Here is a 13,505-nt window from a genome sequence, read left to right as displayed (position 1 = left end):
CCACCCGACAGCACCACGAACCGTCTCCCGAGCCCCCTGGCAGGGCAACCCGGCGGGTTGGCACAGTCGCTCTCTGACCGTTCCAACGGCCCGCCGCCGGACGCGGTTCCCACCCGGCCAGTAATCTGTGGCAGGAAATATCGACATCCGGCAGCGCCCCTACTCCCCAGGACCAGATCATCGACTTCGGGCCCGCGGCTGCGACCCTCGCCGACACCTACGTCGGCGAGGACGCCGTGCTGACCTATGCCCGGGCGCAGGCGGCCCGCACCGGCGTCCAGGCGGTGGGTCCCAGCGGCGGCGCCTGCCTGCGGCTGCTGGCCGCGGCGCTGGGCGCCAAGGCGGTGGCCGAGATCGGCACCGGCACCGGGGTGTCGGGCCTGTACCTGCTGCGCGGGATGCGTCCGGACGGGATCCTGACCACCGTCGACCCGGAGCCGATCCGCCAGGAGCTGGCCCGCGAGGCCTATCTGGCGGCGGGCTTCGCGGCCGGCCGGGCCCGCTTCATACCCGGGCGCGCGCTGGACGTGCTGCCGCGGCTCGCCGACGGCCAGTACGACCTCGTCTTCTGCGACGGCGACCCCGCCGAGTCGCGGTCGTATCTCGCAGAATCGTTGCGGCTGCTGCGCCCGGGCGGCGCGGTCTGCTTCGAGGGGGTGTTCCAGCAGGGGCGGCTGACCGACCCCGCACTGGAGGATCCGGCGACCGCCGCCATGCGCGAGCTGGTGCAGGCGGTGCGGGAGAGCAAGGCACTGGTGCCCGCGCTGCTGCCGGTCAGCGACGGGCTGCTGTGCGCCGTCAAGCGCTGACCGGCACGGCCCGGGTGGGCCGGGAGCCCGGCGGGCCCGCGCGGGCCCCGGGAAGGCGGCCGTACGGGCACGAGAGCGGGGCCCGGTGCCGCTGGTGAAACCAGTCGGTGCCGGACCCCGAGAGTGCGCCGTGGCGATGCTGAGTGACGTCGCGGGACGCGTCCTTCGTGCGGGAGTCAGCCGCAGGCCTGCTTCAGGGCCTCACCCAGGGCGATTGCCTCGTCCGGAGTGAGCTCCACCACCAGGCGACCGCCGCCCTCGAGCGGAACTCGCATGATGATGCCCCGCCCCTCTTTGGTGACCTCGAGCGGGCCGTCACCCGTCCGCGGCTTCATGGCCGCCATGCTCGTTCCCCTTCCTGCAACCGCTCAGGTACGTACCAGCAGTCCGTCCACCGCCGGTATCGAACGCATTGATCGGAAGCCATTATCCCGCATACGGCGCCCCGATGACCAACATCACTCTTTCCGCACCAGCGGCCACACCGGTACGGACCGGCTGAATACGCCTCAGTCCCGCCCTCACCCGACCGGGCGAAGACCCATCAGTTACCGCGCCATACCTGCCCGAGCCCGCTACTATCCGGCCGTCCGGAGCCCGCGCGGTGACCGCCGCGCTCCCCGCGCGCAAGAGGCGACAAAGGTGCGCTACCTCACACTCCCGCCCGTCCGCGCGCTCCGGCATGCTGACTCAGGTCCGCGGTGTTACCGAACGGTTGGGAGCCCTCACCGATGTCCGACTCCGTCCTGTACGAGCTCGACGGCGCGCTCGCCGTCATCACCATCAACCGGCCGGACGCGATGAACGCGCTCGACACCCCGACCAAGGTGGCGCTGCGGGACATCGTCACCGAGGCGGCCGGCGACCCCGCGGTGCGCGCGGTGCTGCTGACCGGCGCGGGCGGCAAGGCGTTCTGCGTCGGGCAGGACCTCAAGGAACACCTCGAACTGCTCGGGCGCGCCGAGCAGACCGGCGAGCCGCCGCTGAAGACCGTCGCCGAGCACTACAACCCGCTGGTGCGGGCACTGGCGGGGATGCGCAAGCCGACCGTGGCCGCGGTCGGCGGGGTGGCGGCCGGCGCCGGGGCCTCGCTGGCCTTCGCCTGCGACTTCCGGATCGTCGCCGACAGTGCCGGGTTCAACACCTCGTTCGCGGGCGTGGCGCTGACCGCCGACTCGGGCGCGTCGTGGACGCTGCCCCGGCTGGTCGGGCCGGCCCGGGCCACCGAGCTGCTGATGTTCCCGCGGACGGTCAAGGCCGCCGAGGCGCTCACCCTCGGGCTCGCCACCCAGGTCGTCCCGGCCGCCGAGCTGGCCCAGGCCGCCCACGCGTTCGCCCGGAAGCTGGCGGACGGCCCGACGGTGGCCTACGGCGCGATCAAGGCCGCGGTGGACTTCGGCGCCTCGCACTCGCTGAGCGAGACGCTCGACAAGGAGGACGAGCTGCAGACCCTGGCCGGGGCCAGCGAGGACCACCGGATCGCGGTGCGCGCCTTCCTGGCCAAGGAGCAGCCGAAGTTCCTGGGCCGCTGACCGGTCCCCGAACGCGAACCGGCCCGCTGACGCACGGTCAGCGGGCCGGTTCGCTCTGTCGGATCGGTCGGCTCTGCCGGAGCAGCCGGTCAGCGGGCGTGGCAGCCGGCCAGGTGGTCGTTGACCAGCCCGCAGGCCTGCATCAGCGCGTACGCGGTGGTCGGCCCGACGAACTTGAAGCCGCGCCGCTTCAACTCCTTGGCCAGCGCGGTCGATTCCGGGGTGACGGCGGGGACGTCGGCCAGCGTGCGCGGTGCCGGGCGGGCCGGATCGGGGGCGAATCCCCAGATCAGCGCGTCCAGACCGCCGTCCAGGTCCTGGGCCGCGCGGGCGTTGGCGACCGCCGCCGCGATCTTGAGCCGGTTGCGGATGATCCCGGTGTCCGTCAGCAGCCTGGCCTCGTCCTGCTCGGTGAAGGCCGCGACCCTGGCGATCTCGAAGCCGGCGAAGGCCGCCCGGAACCCCTCGCGGCGGCGCAGGATGGTGATCCAGGAGAGTCCGGACTGGAAGGCCTCCAGGCAGATCCGCTCGAAGAGCGGGTCCTCGCCGTGCACCGGCTTGCCCCACTCGGTGTCGTGGTAGACCCGGTAGTCGTCGGCGGACTCGCCCCACGGGCAGCGCAGCAGGCCGTCCGGGCCGGTCCTGAGGTCGGTCACGCCCGCTCCGCGCGCTCGGGCGCCCCCAGCGTGGCGTCCACCCGCCCGGAGGCGTCCACGGCGGCCTGCACGGGCTCGGGCGCCGCCACGGCGGTGTCCTGGCCGGCGGCGAAGTCCTCCAGGCCGGGCAGCGGCTGCGAACCGGCCTGCTCGGCATCGCCCGCGCGCCCGGCGTCCAGCCCCGCCACGGCCGCCTCCAGCTCGGCGATCCGCGTGTCGCGGTAGGCGAGTTCGGCGCCCAGTCGGTCCAGCACGTCGTCCACCTCGTCCATCCGGTAGCCGCGCACCGCCATCGGCAGCCGGATCTCGTCCACGTCCTGCCGGCTCAGCGGACGCTCCTGCGGCAGCCGGGCCGCGATCCGGTCGTGCACGGCCTCCGGCAGCGAGCCACCGCCGCCCAGTGCCACCAGTGCGGCACCACCGACCACCACGGCCATCGCCACCACGATCACCCAGAACACGAGCTGTCCTCCCGACACGTGAGTATGCGGCCGAGTGAGGGATCATGGTCCCTGGGAAGGCCGGGGCCCCATCATCGCACCAGGGTCCCCCTGGATCGATACCCGGCGATACCAGCGACACCTGCCGAGGACGGCGGAAGGAGCAAGGGTGGCACTGCGCCTTGGACCGCGCGAGTTCGGCGCGGATGAACTGGTCATCATGGCCATCGTCAACCGCACCCCGGACTCCTTCTTCGACCGCGGCGCGACCTTCGCCGACGAGGCCGCGTTCGCCGCCGCCGACCGGGCGATGGCCGAGGGCGCGGCGATCCTGGACATCGGCGGGGTCAAGGCCGGTCCGGGCGAGGAGGTGACGGTCGAGGAGGAGCTGCGCCGCACCGTGCCGTTCGTGGCCGAGCTGCGCAAGCGCCACCCCGGGGCCGTGATCAGCGTGGACACCTGGCGGCACGAGGTGGGCGAGGCGGTCTGCGAGGCCGGCGCCGACCTGCTCAACGACGCCTGGGGCGGGGTCGACCCGCGGCTCGCCGAGGTCGCCGCCCGGCACGGCGTGGGCCTGGTCTGCACGCACGCCGGCGGGGCCGAGCCGCGCACCCGCCCGCACCGGATCGGCTACCCGGACGTGATGGCGGACATCCTGCGGGTCACGGTCGGGCTGGCCGAGCGGGCCGCCGCGCTCGGGGTGCGCCGGGACGCGCTGATCATCGACCCCGGGCACGACTTCGGCAAGAACACCCGGCACTCGCTGGAGGCCACCCGGCGGCTGCCGGAGATGACCGCCACCGGGTTCCCGGTGCTGGTCTCGCTCTCCAACAAGGACTTCGTCGGCGAGACCCTGGACAAGCCGGTCGACCAGCGGCTGCTGGGCACCCTGGCCACCACCGCCGTCTCGGCCTGGCTGGGCGCCCGGATCTACCGGGTGCACCAGGTGGCCGAGACCCGGCAGGTGCTGGACATGGTCGCCTCGATCCAGGGCGTCCGGCCGCCGGCGGTGGCCCGCCGCGGCCTGGCCTGATCCGGGCCCGGGGTCCGATCCCCGGGCCCGGATCAGCGGCCGCCGGACAGGTCCTAGATCTCGCCGTTGGGGCGGCGGCTCTCGGCCAGGATCTTCAGCACCTCGTCCACCTCGTCGGTGACGTGGAACAGTTCGAGGTCCGCCGCCGCGGCCTTGCCCTGGGCGACCAGGGTGTCCCGCAGCCAGGCCACCAGCCCGCTCCAGTAGGCGCTGCCGAAGAGGATCACCGGGAACCTGGTGACCTTCTTCGTCTGCACCAGGGTGAGCGCCTCGAAGAGCTCGTCCAGGGTGCCCAGGCCGCCGGGCAGCACCACGAAGCCCTGCGCGTACTTCACGAACATCGTCTTGCGGACGAAGAAGTAGCGGAAGTTCAGCCCGAGGTCGACGAACTCGTTCAGGCCCTGCTCGTAGGGCAGCTCGATGCCCAGGCCCACGCTCAGCCCGCCGGCCTCGGAGGCGCCGCGGTTGGCCGCCTCCATCGCCCCGGGGCCGCCGCCGGTGATCACCGCGTAGCCGGCCTCGGCCAGCGCCCGGCCGATCGCCACCCCGGCCGCGTACTCGGGCGAGTCGACCGGCGTCCGGGCCGAGCCGAAGACGCTGACCGCGGTCGGGAGTTCGGCGAGCGCGCCGAAGCCCTCGACGAACTCCGAGGTGATCCGCCAGACCCGCCAGGGGTCGGTGTGCAGCCAGTCGGTGGGGCCGGTGGTGTCCAGCAGCCGCTGGTCCGTGGTGCCGGTGCCGACCTGCTCGCGGCGCAGCAGCACCGGGCCCTTCTGCTTCTCCGGCCAGGCCTTCTTGGTCGGCTCCGAATCCGTGAGGTCCGGCTCCACCAGCTCCGGCCCGTGGCCGAAGCGCCGTCCGTCTGCGCCGTCGTGCGCTGATGTCCCTGTCATGACGAAACTGTACGCCTGGCAGGGGTGATTAACGGGCAACCTTTGCCGGGCCGGCAGCTGACGGTACGGCGACGGTCAGGCGGTCAGGCGGTCAGGCGGTCAGGCGGTCAGCCAGTCGCGCAGCCGGCGCTCGCACTCGGCGATCGCGCTCAGCGAGCAGTGCTCGTCCCGCTTGTGGGCCAGGTTCGGGTCGCCCGGGCCGTAGTTGACGGCGGGCACGCCCAGCGCGCTGAACCGCGCCACGTCCGTCCAGCCGTACTTGGCCCGGGCGCTGCCGCCGGTGGCCGCCAGGAAGGCCTGGGCGGCCGGCTGGGCGAGCCCGGGCAGCGCGCCGGGCGCACTGTCGGTGACCTCGACCCGGAACCCCTGGAACACCTCGCGCACGTGCGCCGCGGCCTCGGCCTCGGTGCGGTCCGGCGCGTAGCGGAAGTTGACGGTCACCACGCACTCGTCCGGGATCACGTTGCCCGCCACCCCGCCCTCGATCCGCACCGCGTTCAGGCCCTCGCGGTACTCCAGGCCGTCGATCTCCACCCGGCGCGGCTGGTAGTCGGCGAGCCGGCCGAGCACCACGGCGGCCTGGTGGATCGCGTTGTCGCCGAGCCAGCTGCGGGCCGAGTGGGCCCTGGTGCCGGTCAGCAGCACCTGGGCCCGCAGGGTGCCCTGGCAGCCTCCCTCGACCATCGCCTCGCTGGGCTCCAGCAGCACCGCGAAGTCCGCGGCCAGCCAGTCGGGGTGCTGGGCGACCAGGTGGCCGAGGCCGTTGCGGGCGGCGTCGACCTCCTCGCAGTCGTAGAAGACGAAGGTCAGGTCGCGGTTGGGGTCGGTCAGGGTGGCGGCCAGCCGCAGCTGGACGGCGACGCCGGACTTCATGTCGGTGGTGCCGCAGCCCCAGAGCAGGTCGCCCTCGACCCGGGAGGGCAGGTTGTCGGCGATCGGCACGGTGTCCAGGTGGCCGGCCAGCAGCACCCGCTCGGAGCGCCCGAAGTCCGTGCGGGCCACCACGTTGTTGCCGTAGCGGTCCACGGTCAGGTGCGGCAGGGTGCGCAGCGCGGCCTCCACCGCGTCGGCCAGCGCCTGCTCGTCCCCGCTGACCGAGGGGATGTCGACCAGTTGCGCGGTGAGCGCACCGCCGTCCAGGCTCAGATCGAGGGCGGTCGGGACGCTGGTGGCGGGCTGGCTGCTCATGGCGCAAGCCTAGTGGGGGCGCCGGGAGCGGCTCCGCGCGGCACGGCCGAGGTGATCGCTTGCGTCCCGACGCAACCAGCACAGACCGCACAGTCGTCCGGTCAGGTGGTGACTGAGTACGGTGTGCGGGACACAAACGCGAGGCGAGAGGGGCCACGGTGGTCATTGAGGAGGGGGCGGCCCGTGGCCGCCGTCGGCGCCGCAGGCCGCTGCGCTGGGTGCTGACGTCGCTGCTGCTGGTCGGGGCGGTGATCGCCGGGCTGGTGCTGTGGAACCGCAACCACCTGGGCGAGAGCGCGGAGCAGTGCGAGGTCACCCAGCCCGGCGGCAAGCCGGTCACGATGGACCTGGACCAGGGCTCCAACGCGGCCACCATCGCGGCGGTGAGCATCTCCCGCGGGCTGCCGGAGCGCGCCCTGACCATCGCGCTGGCCACCGGGATGCAGGAGTCCAAGCTGCACAACCTGGCGGGCGGCGACCGCGACTCGGTGGGCCTGTTCCAGCAGCGGCCCTCCCAGGGCTGGGGCACCGAGCAGCAGATCATGGACCCGGTCTACGCCACCAACAAGTTCCTGGACGCGCTGGTGAAGGTGCAGGGCTACGCGCGGCTGCCGCTCACCGAGGCCGCGCAGGACGTGCAGAAGAGCGGCTACCCCGGCGCGTACGCCAAGCACGAGGCCAACGCCACCCTGCTGGCCGAGGCGCTCACCGGCCACACCCAGGCCACCTTCAGCTGCACGGTGAACTCCTTCCCGCAGTCCGACCAGGTCGACACCGGTGCGGCCTCGCCGAGCGGCACGGCGAGCCCGGCCGCCCCGAGCGGGGCGCAGCTGGTGACCCTCCAGGTGCAGCGCGAGTTCGGGCGGGCGGTGGCGGCGAGCCCGGCCACCAGCAGCCCGGCCATCAGCGGGGCCACGACGAGCCCGGCGCTCGCCCTCACCCCCGACCCCGGCCTGAACACCGGCGGGGGCCAGGACGCGCAGCTGCAGAGCGGCTGGGCGGTGGCGCAGTGGGCGGTGGCGCACGCCCAGGAGCTGAGCATCGGCACCGTCGCCTACAACGGCAAGGTGTGGCGGATCGACCGCTCCTCCGGCGGCTGGCAGCCGCTGGCGGGCGCGACCTCGACGACCCAGGTCCTGGTGACCCTCGGGATGCCCTCCGCGAAGCACTGACGCCCGCCCCTCGGGATCGTCAACGCGAATTGACGAACACCGGGCCGTTTGCCCCTCCGGCGAGTGAACATCGGGACGCCGAGTGGACGCGGCCGTCCGGTACGGCGCGCGCCGCGGCCGGTCCGTCCCCGCGCGGGGGCGGACCGGCCGCGCATCCCCGAGCCTTGGCGCGCAACGGAAGTGACGTTCCTTCGGAAGCGCGGCCCGCGGACGAAATGTCCCGGATGTCAGAAAAAAGATCATGCGATCTTTAGGGACTCTTTACCCTCGGTCACCGAAACCTTCTCGCTCCTCAGGCGGTAATCACGGCGTCCGCCCGGCGGACCCGTCGTGTCGTCACCTCTTAGGAGCACCATGTCCCTCCCCCTCTCGCGCCGGATCGCCCAGGCCGCACTCCTGGTCGCGGCCGGCGCGACCCCGCTGATCGCCGCCGGGTCGGCGTCGGCCGCCGAGCTGGTCCCGCACGGCACCGACCTCGGCTCCGGGTTCAGCAAGCTGGACGGCGTCACCAAGACCTCGACCCTGCAGGGGGAGACGCACCAGGCCGGGCAGGCCCTGGGCACCACCGCCGCGGTGCTCGGCCGCACGGCCGTGCCGGCCGCCGCCGACGCCACCGGCATGATGGCGGCCACCGCGCTGCCCCAGACCGACAAGATGGTGGACGAGCTCAACCACCAGGACGGCTCGACCACGGCCGCCAGCGGCCTGCTGACCGAGACCGCCCACAAGCTGGTCCCGCTGGTCGGCGGCTCGCTGCCCGGCGGCGCGACCCGCTCGATGCCCGCGATGCCCGCCTCGCCGCTGTCCGGCACCGGCGCGCTGGCCGCCCCCGGCTCGCTGCCGGGCCCGCCGACCGTGAGCGGGGTGGACAAGGTGGTCAACGCCGACACCGTGAGCAACCCGCTCGGCGCCACCCGCCACCTGCTCGGCCAGGTGCCGGCCACCAGCAGCCTGTCCGCCGCGATGCCGGGCCAGGACCGGCTGGCCGGCGCGCTGCCCAGCTCCGAGGGCCTGGGCAGCGCGCTGCCCGACACCGGCCACCTGCTCGGCGCGGTGCCCGCCACCCAGCACATCGGTGAGCACGGCCTGCCCAGCACCGAGCACCTGACCAGCGGCACCCCGCAGGCCGGCGACCTGGTGCACCCGACCGAGGCCACCGACGCACTGCACCTGGCCCAGCTGAACGGCCAGGCCGGCGAGAGCGCCCACCGGCTGGGCGGCCTGCCCGACCTGGGCAGCGTGCCGAACCTGCTCGGCGGCCTGACCGGGGCGCTGCAGCACACGCCGTCGGTGAGCTGACCGGCCGGCAGCCGCACCTGACGAAACGGGCGGTGGGGACGGTTCTCAACCGTCCCCACCGCCCGTTGTGCTGCCGTCCCGGCCGGGTGTCAGCCGTTCAGCCGCCGCACCGCCGCCGCGACCCGCTCGTCGGTCGCGGTGAACGCGACCCGGACGAACCGCTCGCCCGCGGGCCCGTAGAAGTCGCCGGGCGCCACCAGGATGCCCAGCTCGGCCAGCGCCGCCACGGTGTCCCAGCACGGCTCGTCCCGGGTGGCCCACAGGTACAGGCTGGCCTCGGAGTGCTCGATCCGGAAGCCGTGGGCGGTCAGCGCGTCCCGCAGCGCCGAGCGGCGGGCGGCGTACCGGGACCGCTGCTCGGCCACGTGCGCGTCGTCACCGAGCGCCGCGATGGTGGCCGCCTGGACCGGCGCCGGCACGATCATGCCGCCGTGCTTGCGGATCTCCAGCAGCTCGCGCACCACCACCGGGTCGCCCGCCACGAAGGAGGCGCGGTAGCCGGCCAGGTTGGAGCGCTTGGAGAGCGAGTGCACGGCCAGCAGGCCCTCGTGCGAGCCGCCGCAGACGTCGGCCCGCAGCACCGAGACCGGCTCGGCCTCCCAGCCCAGCTCGAGGTAGCACTCGTCGCTGACCAGCAGCGCCCCGTGCGTCCTGGCCCAGGCCACCGCGCGGCGCAGCTGATCGGCCGTCAGCACCCGCCCGGTGGGGTTCGAAGGCGAGTTGAGCCAGATCAGCCGCACCCGGGCGGGGTCCAGCTCCTCGACGTCCTCGTATTCGACCGGCGTCGCGCCGCACAGGCGGGCGCCGACCTCGTAGGTGGGGTAGGCCAGGCGCGGATAGGCCACCTGATCGCCCGGACCGAGGCCGAGCTGGCCCGGCAGCCAGGCCACCAGTTCCTTGGAGCCGATGGTCGGCAGCACGGCGTCCGGCGCGATCTCGGCGCCGACCCGGTGGCGCAGCCACCCGGCGATCGCCTGCCGCAGCTCGGGCGTCCCCCACACGGTCGGGTAGCCCGGGGTGTCGCTGCTGGCCGCCAGCGCCTTCTGGACCAGCTCGGGGACCGGGTCCACCGGCGTGCCGACCGAGAAGTCGCACAGCCCGTCCGGATGGGCGAGCGCGGTGGCCTTGTACGGCTCCAGCTTGTCCCAGGGGAAGACCGGCAGAAGGTCGGAGACGCGGCGCGCCGCCCCCGGGTGACCCGGGAACGGCGCGCGCGGTTCGTTCGTGCTCACAGGCTCAGTGCTCGCCCTGGTTCTGCGGCGGCAGGGCCGCGATGAACGGGTGGTCCCGCTCGATCAGGCCGAGCTTCGAGGCACCACCGGGCGAACCGAGGTCGTCGAAGAACTCGACGTTCGCCTTGTAGTAGTCCTTCCACTCCTCCGGAGTGTCGTCCTCGTAGAAGATCGCCTCGACCGGGCAGACCGGCTCGCACGCACCACAGTCGACGCACTCATCCGGGTGGATGTAAAGGGAGCGCTCGCCCTCATAGATGCAGTCAACCGGGCATTCTTCGATGCACGCCTTGTCCTTGACGTCGACACAAGGCTGCGCGATGACGTAGGTCACGCTGTCGTTCCTCCTCGGTTGGGCCGGTGCCCAAACTATCTGCTTGCGTGCGCGGGTGAGCGCGGCGTCGTCGATGCCCGCACCTAGTATCGCGGGTCAGAGACTACAAATGCACCGGAGGTTAGCTTGAGTAGCACCCCTATTCCGATCGGTGCCCGCCCCGAGGTCCGGATAGACCGCTCTGACGTGGGACGACGGGTCTCTGTGCGACAGGTCGAGCCGGCGCCCGACCCGGCCACCGGTCGCCCTTCGTTCCGCGATGCGATCGGCGTGCTCACATCCTGGGACGATCATGAGCTGACCGTGGTCACCCGCGACCGCTGCGAGGTGCGGATCCCGCTCGAGCGACTGGTCGCGGGCAAGGCGGTCCCGCTCTTCCCGGCCAGGAACACGCCGCTGCCCGCCACCGGCCCCGTCGAGCTGCAGCGGATCGCCGCGCGCGGCTGGCCCGCCGTGGAGCAGCAGCCGCTCGGCGAGTGGCTGCTGCGCGCCTCGGCCGGCTTCACCCGCCGGGCCAACTCGGTGCAGACCCTCGGCGACCCCGGGCTGCCGCTGCCGCAGGCGCTGGTGCGGGCCCGGCAGTGGTACGGCGAGCGCGGGCTGCCCACCTGGGTCGAACTGGTCACCCCGGGCTCGCCGGCCGAGCTGACCGCGGAGCTGGACCGGCTGGGTGCCCGGTTCGCGCCGACCCTGGTGCGCACCGCGCCGCTGGCCCCGCTCGCCCGGGCCGGCCGCGGCACGGGCGCGGGGGCGGGGGCGGTCCGGCTGTCGCGCGTCGCCGGCCCCGGGTGGCTCTCGGCCTACCAGCGGGTGGAGGCCGACCCGGCGCTCACCGAGGCCGCCCGCCAGGTGCTGCACGGCGGCCCCTCGGTCTGGTTCGCCACCGTCCCCGACCCGCACGGCGGCGTCCCGTCGGCGATCGGGCGGTGCGTCATCGACGGCCCGTGGGCCTGCTTCGGGGCCGTCGAGGTGCGCCCCGACGCCCGACGGCGGGGGCTTGCGACGGCCGTGATGGCGGCGCTGGCGGCACGCGCCGCCGAGGAGGGCGCGCAGGGCGCCTACCTGCAGGTGGAGGCCGAGAACAGTGGTGCGATCACGCTCTATGACGGACTCGGCTTCACGACGAGTCACACTTACCACTACGCCCGTCTTCCTTAGGGCTCGGCCCTCCACGTAGGTTCCCGCCATGGGAATCCCCTCGCGGGGTCCCCGCCCGTCAGCCGAAAGCCGTCACGCACGAAAGCCAGCGCAGCCACCGTGACCGAGCAGAGCAGAACCCGCTTCCGCGCCGAGGCCAGGTCGGAGCAGCCCGATCCGGTGCTGCTCTGCCTGTTGGCCGCCGCAGAGCACACCCTGGCCGACCCCGGCTACACCGAGGACGGCCGCCTGGAGCCGCCGCCCACCCTGGAGGCGCTGCTGGCGGCCTGTCAGGCCGCCCTGGACCGACACGCGGCCGCGGTGCGGCGCGCGGTCGCCGAGCGCTCCCCCGCCACGCCGGAGGAGACCGCGGCACTGCTGGCGGCGGTGCTGGGCGGCCGGGAACGCTTCCACGGCCGGCAGTCGGACTACCGGCGGCTGGAGTCCTCGCTGCTGCCCGAGGTGCTGCGGCGCCGGCGCGGCCTGCCGATCATGCTGAGCCTGGTCTGGTCCGCGGTGGCCGCCCGGGCCGGGCTGACGGTGCACGGGATCGCGCTGCCGGGGCACTTCATCGTCGCGGTGGGCGGCCCCGAGCCGGGCGAGGAGTACGTGCTGGCGGACCCCTTCCACGGCGGGCGGCTGCTCAGCTCGCAGGACGCCGCCACCATCGTGCTCGCCGCCGGCCACCGCTTCACCCCCGACCTGCTGACGCCCGCCCAGCCGCTGGACCTCACGCTGCGGGTGCTGGGCAACATCCGCAGCTGGGCCGCCGACCGGCCGGAGCAGGCCAGGGTGCAGCTGTGGGCCACCGAGCTGTCGCTGCTGCTCCCCCGGCACCCGGCCCAGCTGCGCCTAGAACGGGCCGAACTGCTCGTGCGCACCGGCGACTTCCTGGGCGGGGCGGCCGAGATGGAGGACTACGCGCGGATCCTGGACACCTTCGATCCGGAGTCCGCCGCCAAGGTCCGCCAGGAGGCCCGGTCGGCCCGGCACCGCCTCAACTAGGCGGTCGGGCCGGGCCGGGCCGGGGTCACATCCAGCCCTTCTCCTTGGCGATCCGGATCGCCTCGGCGCGGTTGCGGGCGCCGGTCTTCTGGATCGCCATCGACAGGTAGTTGCGCACCGTGCCCTCCGACAGGTGCAGGCGCCGGGCGATCTCGGCGTTCACCGCGCCGTCCGAGGCCGCCCCGAGCACGTCCAGCTCGCGCCCGGTCAGCGGGTTGGCGCCCTCGGCCAGCGCGGCTGCGGCCAGGGTCGGGTCGATCACCCGCTCGCCGCGCAGCACCCGCCGCACCGCCTCGGCGAGTTCGGCTGCCGGGGCGTCCTTGACCAGGAAGGCGTCCGCCCCGCTCTCCATCGCCCGGCGCAGGTAGCCGGGGCGCCCGAAGGTGGTGGCGATCACCACCTTGGTGCCCGGGCAGCGCCGCTTCAGCTCGGCCGCCGCCTCGATCCCCGTCATCCCGGGCATCTCGATGTCCAGCACGGCGACCTGGACGTCGTGCGCGAGCACCGCGTCGACCACCTCGTCCCCCCGCGACGCCTGGGCGACGACCTGGATGTCGCCCTCCAGCCCGAGCAGCGCCGCCAGCGCCTCGCGCACCATGCCCTGGTCCTCGGCGAGCAGGACCCTTATCCCTTGCACAGGCGTTCCTGCCCCCGTCTTGTCCGTCATGCGGCCAGCCTAGGCAATATCCGCCCGCCGCCTTCCACCAGGAGTGCGGCGTACTACGCCCAACAGGGTGAAAGCGTGCGTACGCGACTAACTGACCCCATGTCAGAT

At 73.6% G+C, this 13,505-nt stretch carries 15 protein-coding genes; 7 read left to right on the top strand and 8 right to left on the bottom strand.

Annotation, left to right across the window (positions count from 1 at the left end; genetic code table 11):
* The first annotated feature begins 176 nt into the window (after window positions 1–176).
* Window positions 177–809, top strand: a complete 633-nt coding sequence (locus OG500_RS23565; protein ID WP_329587691.1) for an O-methyltransferase — start codon at window positions 177–179, stop codon at window positions 807–809.
* Between the two features lie 176 nt (window positions 810–985).
* Here the strand turns inward: OG500_RS23565 and OG500_RS23560 are convergent, their stop codons facing one another.
* The gene (locus OG500_RS23560) at window positions 986–1,153 is read right to left on the bottom strand and encodes a DUF3117 domain-containing protein (protein ID WP_280668201.1); all 168 of its coding nucleotides are present in this window, start codon (window positions 1,151–1,153) and stop codon (window positions 986–988) included.
* 387 nt (window positions 1,154–1,540) lie between these two features.
* Between OG500_RS23560 and OG500_RS23555 the strand changes: the two genes are divergently transcribed.
* Window positions 1,541–2,341 (top strand): enoyl-CoA hydratase/isomerase family protein, encoded by an 801-nt coding sequence (locus OG500_RS23555; RefSeq protein WP_327068814.1) that lies wholly within the window; start codon window positions 1,541–1,543, stop codon window positions 2,339–2,341.
* 89 nt (window positions 2,342–2,430) lie between these two features.
* Here OG500_RS23555 and OG500_RS23550 read toward each other — a convergent pair whose 3' ends face one another.
* Both OG500_RS23550 and OG500_RS23545 read right to left on the bottom strand, forming a co-directional pair.
* On the bottom strand, window positions 2,431–2,997 hold the full coding sequence (locus tag OG500_RS23550) for a DNA-3-methyladenine glycosylase I (RefSeq protein ID WP_327068813.1): 567 nt from the start codon (window positions 2,995–2,997) through the stop codon (window positions 2,431–2,433).
* Window positions 2,994–3,458, bottom strand: coding sequence for a DivIVA domain-containing protein (locus OG500_RS23545; protein ID WP_329583227.1), 465 nt, complete (start codon window positions 3,456–3,458; stop codon window positions 2,994–2,996). The genes OG500_RS23550 and OG500_RS23545 overlap by 4 nt, the downstream gene beginning before the upstream one ends.
* Window positions 3,459–3,657: 199 nt before the next feature.
* Between OG500_RS23545 and folP the strand changes: the two genes are divergently transcribed.
* Window positions 3,658–4,470 carry a dihydropteroate synthase gene (gene folP / locus OG500_RS23540; RefSeq protein WP_327071650.1) on the top strand — a complete coding sequence of 271 codons (813 nt, stop codon included), beginning with the start codon at window positions 3,658–3,660 and terminating at the stop codon, window positions 4,468–4,470.
* A 53-nt stretch (window positions 4,471–4,523) separates the two neighbouring features.
* On the opposite strand, the gene OG500_RS23535 is transcribed toward folP, so the two are convergent.
* Together OG500_RS23535 and dapE are read right to left on the bottom strand one after the other, a co-directional pair.
* A complete protein-coding gene (locus OG500_RS23535) occupies window positions 4,524–5,363 on the bottom strand; it encodes a TIGR00730 family Rossman fold protein (RefSeq protein WP_327068811.1) in 840 nt (279 codons plus the stop codon).
* A gap of 99 nt (window positions 5,364–5,462) precedes the next feature.
* Window positions 5,463–6,551, bottom strand: coding sequence for a succinyl-diaminopimelate desuccinylase (dapE, locus tag OG500_RS23530; protein WP_327068810.1), 1,089 nt, complete (start codon window positions 6,549–6,551; stop codon window positions 5,463–5,465).
* A gap of 158 nt (window positions 6,552–6,709) precedes the next feature.
* Here dapE and OG500_RS23525 point away from each other — a divergent pair, with 158 nt between their 5' ends.
* Complete coding sequence (locus OG500_RS23525) at window positions 6,710–7,723, top strand: hypothetical protein (protein WP_327068809.1); 1,014 nt, start codon at window positions 6,710–6,712, stop codon at window positions 7,721–7,723.
* Between the two features lie 354 nt (window positions 7,724–8,077).
* Window positions 8,078–9,022: a hypothetical protein gene (locus OG500_RS23520; RefSeq protein WP_329583223.1), complete on the top strand. Its 945-nt coding sequence runs from the start codon at window positions 8,078–8,080 to the stop codon at window positions 9,020–9,022.
* A gap of 89 nt (window positions 9,023–9,111) precedes the next feature.
* Here OG500_RS23520 and dapC read toward each other — a convergent pair whose 3' ends face one another.
* Window positions 9,112–10,254, bottom strand: coding sequence for a succinyldiaminopimelate transaminase (gene dapC, locus OG500_RS23515; protein ID WP_442789209.1), 1,143 nt, complete (start codon window positions 10,252–10,254; stop codon window positions 9,112–9,114).
* A 4-nt stretch (window positions 10,255–10,258) separates the two neighbouring features.
* Window positions 10,259–10,588 (bottom strand): ferredoxin, encoded by a 330-nt coding sequence (gene fdxA / locus OG500_RS23510; RefSeq protein WP_184935784.1) that lies wholly within the window; start codon window positions 10,586–10,588, stop codon window positions 10,259–10,261.
* A 141-nt stretch (window positions 10,589–10,729) separates the two neighbouring features.
* On the opposite strand from fdxA, the gene OG500_RS23505 reads away from it, so the two are divergent.
* Together OG500_RS23505 and OG500_RS23500 are read left to right on the top strand one after the other, a co-directional pair.
* On the top strand, window positions 10,730–11,746 hold the full coding sequence (locus OG500_RS23505) for a GNAT family N-acetyltransferase (protein WP_442907148.1): 1,017 nt from the start codon (window positions 10,730–10,732) through the stop codon (window positions 11,744–11,746).
* 99 nt (window positions 11,747–11,845) lie between these two features.
* Window positions 11,846–12,730 (top strand): transglutaminase-like domain-containing protein, encoded by an 885-nt coding sequence (locus OG500_RS23500; protein WP_327068806.1) that lies wholly within the window; start codon window positions 11,846–11,848, stop codon window positions 12,728–12,730.
* A gap of 25 nt (window positions 12,731–12,755) precedes the next feature.
* Here OG500_RS23500 and OG500_RS23495 read toward each other — a convergent pair whose 3' ends face one another.
* Window positions 12,756–13,397 (bottom strand): response regulator transcription factor, encoded by a 642-nt coding sequence (locus tag OG500_RS23495; protein ID WP_329583215.1) that lies wholly within the window; start codon window positions 13,395–13,397, stop codon window positions 12,756–12,758.
* Between the last annotated feature and the right edge of the window lie 108 nt (window positions 13,398–13,505).

The organism is Kitasatospora sp. NBC_01250 (assembly GCF_036226465.1).
Lineage (GTDB): Bacteria > Actinomycetota > Actinomycetes > Streptomycetales > Streptomycetaceae > Kitasatospora.
The sequence above is the reverse complement of the archived record's forward strand: the minus strand, read 5'-3'. Positions and strand labels throughout refer to the sequence as shown.

Coding starts and splice junctions, on each gene's coding strand:
- OG500_RS23535 (WP_327068811.1), bottom strand. CDS start 5,363: ATGACAGGGACATCAGCGCACGACGGCGCAGACGGACGGCGCTTCGGC.
- dapE (WP_327068810.1), bottom strand. CDS start 6,551: ATGAGCAGCCAGCCCGCCACCAGCGTCCCGACCGCCCTCGATCTGAGC.
- OG500_RS23560 (WP_280668201.1), bottom strand. CDS start 1,153: ATGGCGGCCATGAAGCCGCGGACGGGTGACGGCCCGCTCGAGGTCACC.
- OG500_RS23520 (WP_329583223.1), top strand. CDS start 8,078: ATGTCCCTCCCCCTCTCGCGCCGGATCGCCCAGGCCGCACTCCTGGTC.
- folP (WP_327071650.1), top strand. CDS start 3,658: ATGGCCATCGTCAACCGCACCCCGGACTCCTTCTTCGACCGCGGCGCG.
- OG500_RS23495 (WP_329583215.1), bottom strand. CDS start 13,397: ATGACGGACAAGACGGGGGCAGGAACGCCTGTGCAAGGGATAAGGGTC.
- OG500_RS23555 (WP_327068814.1), top strand. CDS start 1,541: ATGTCCGACTCCGTCCTGTACGAGCTCGACGGCGCGCTCGCCGTCATC.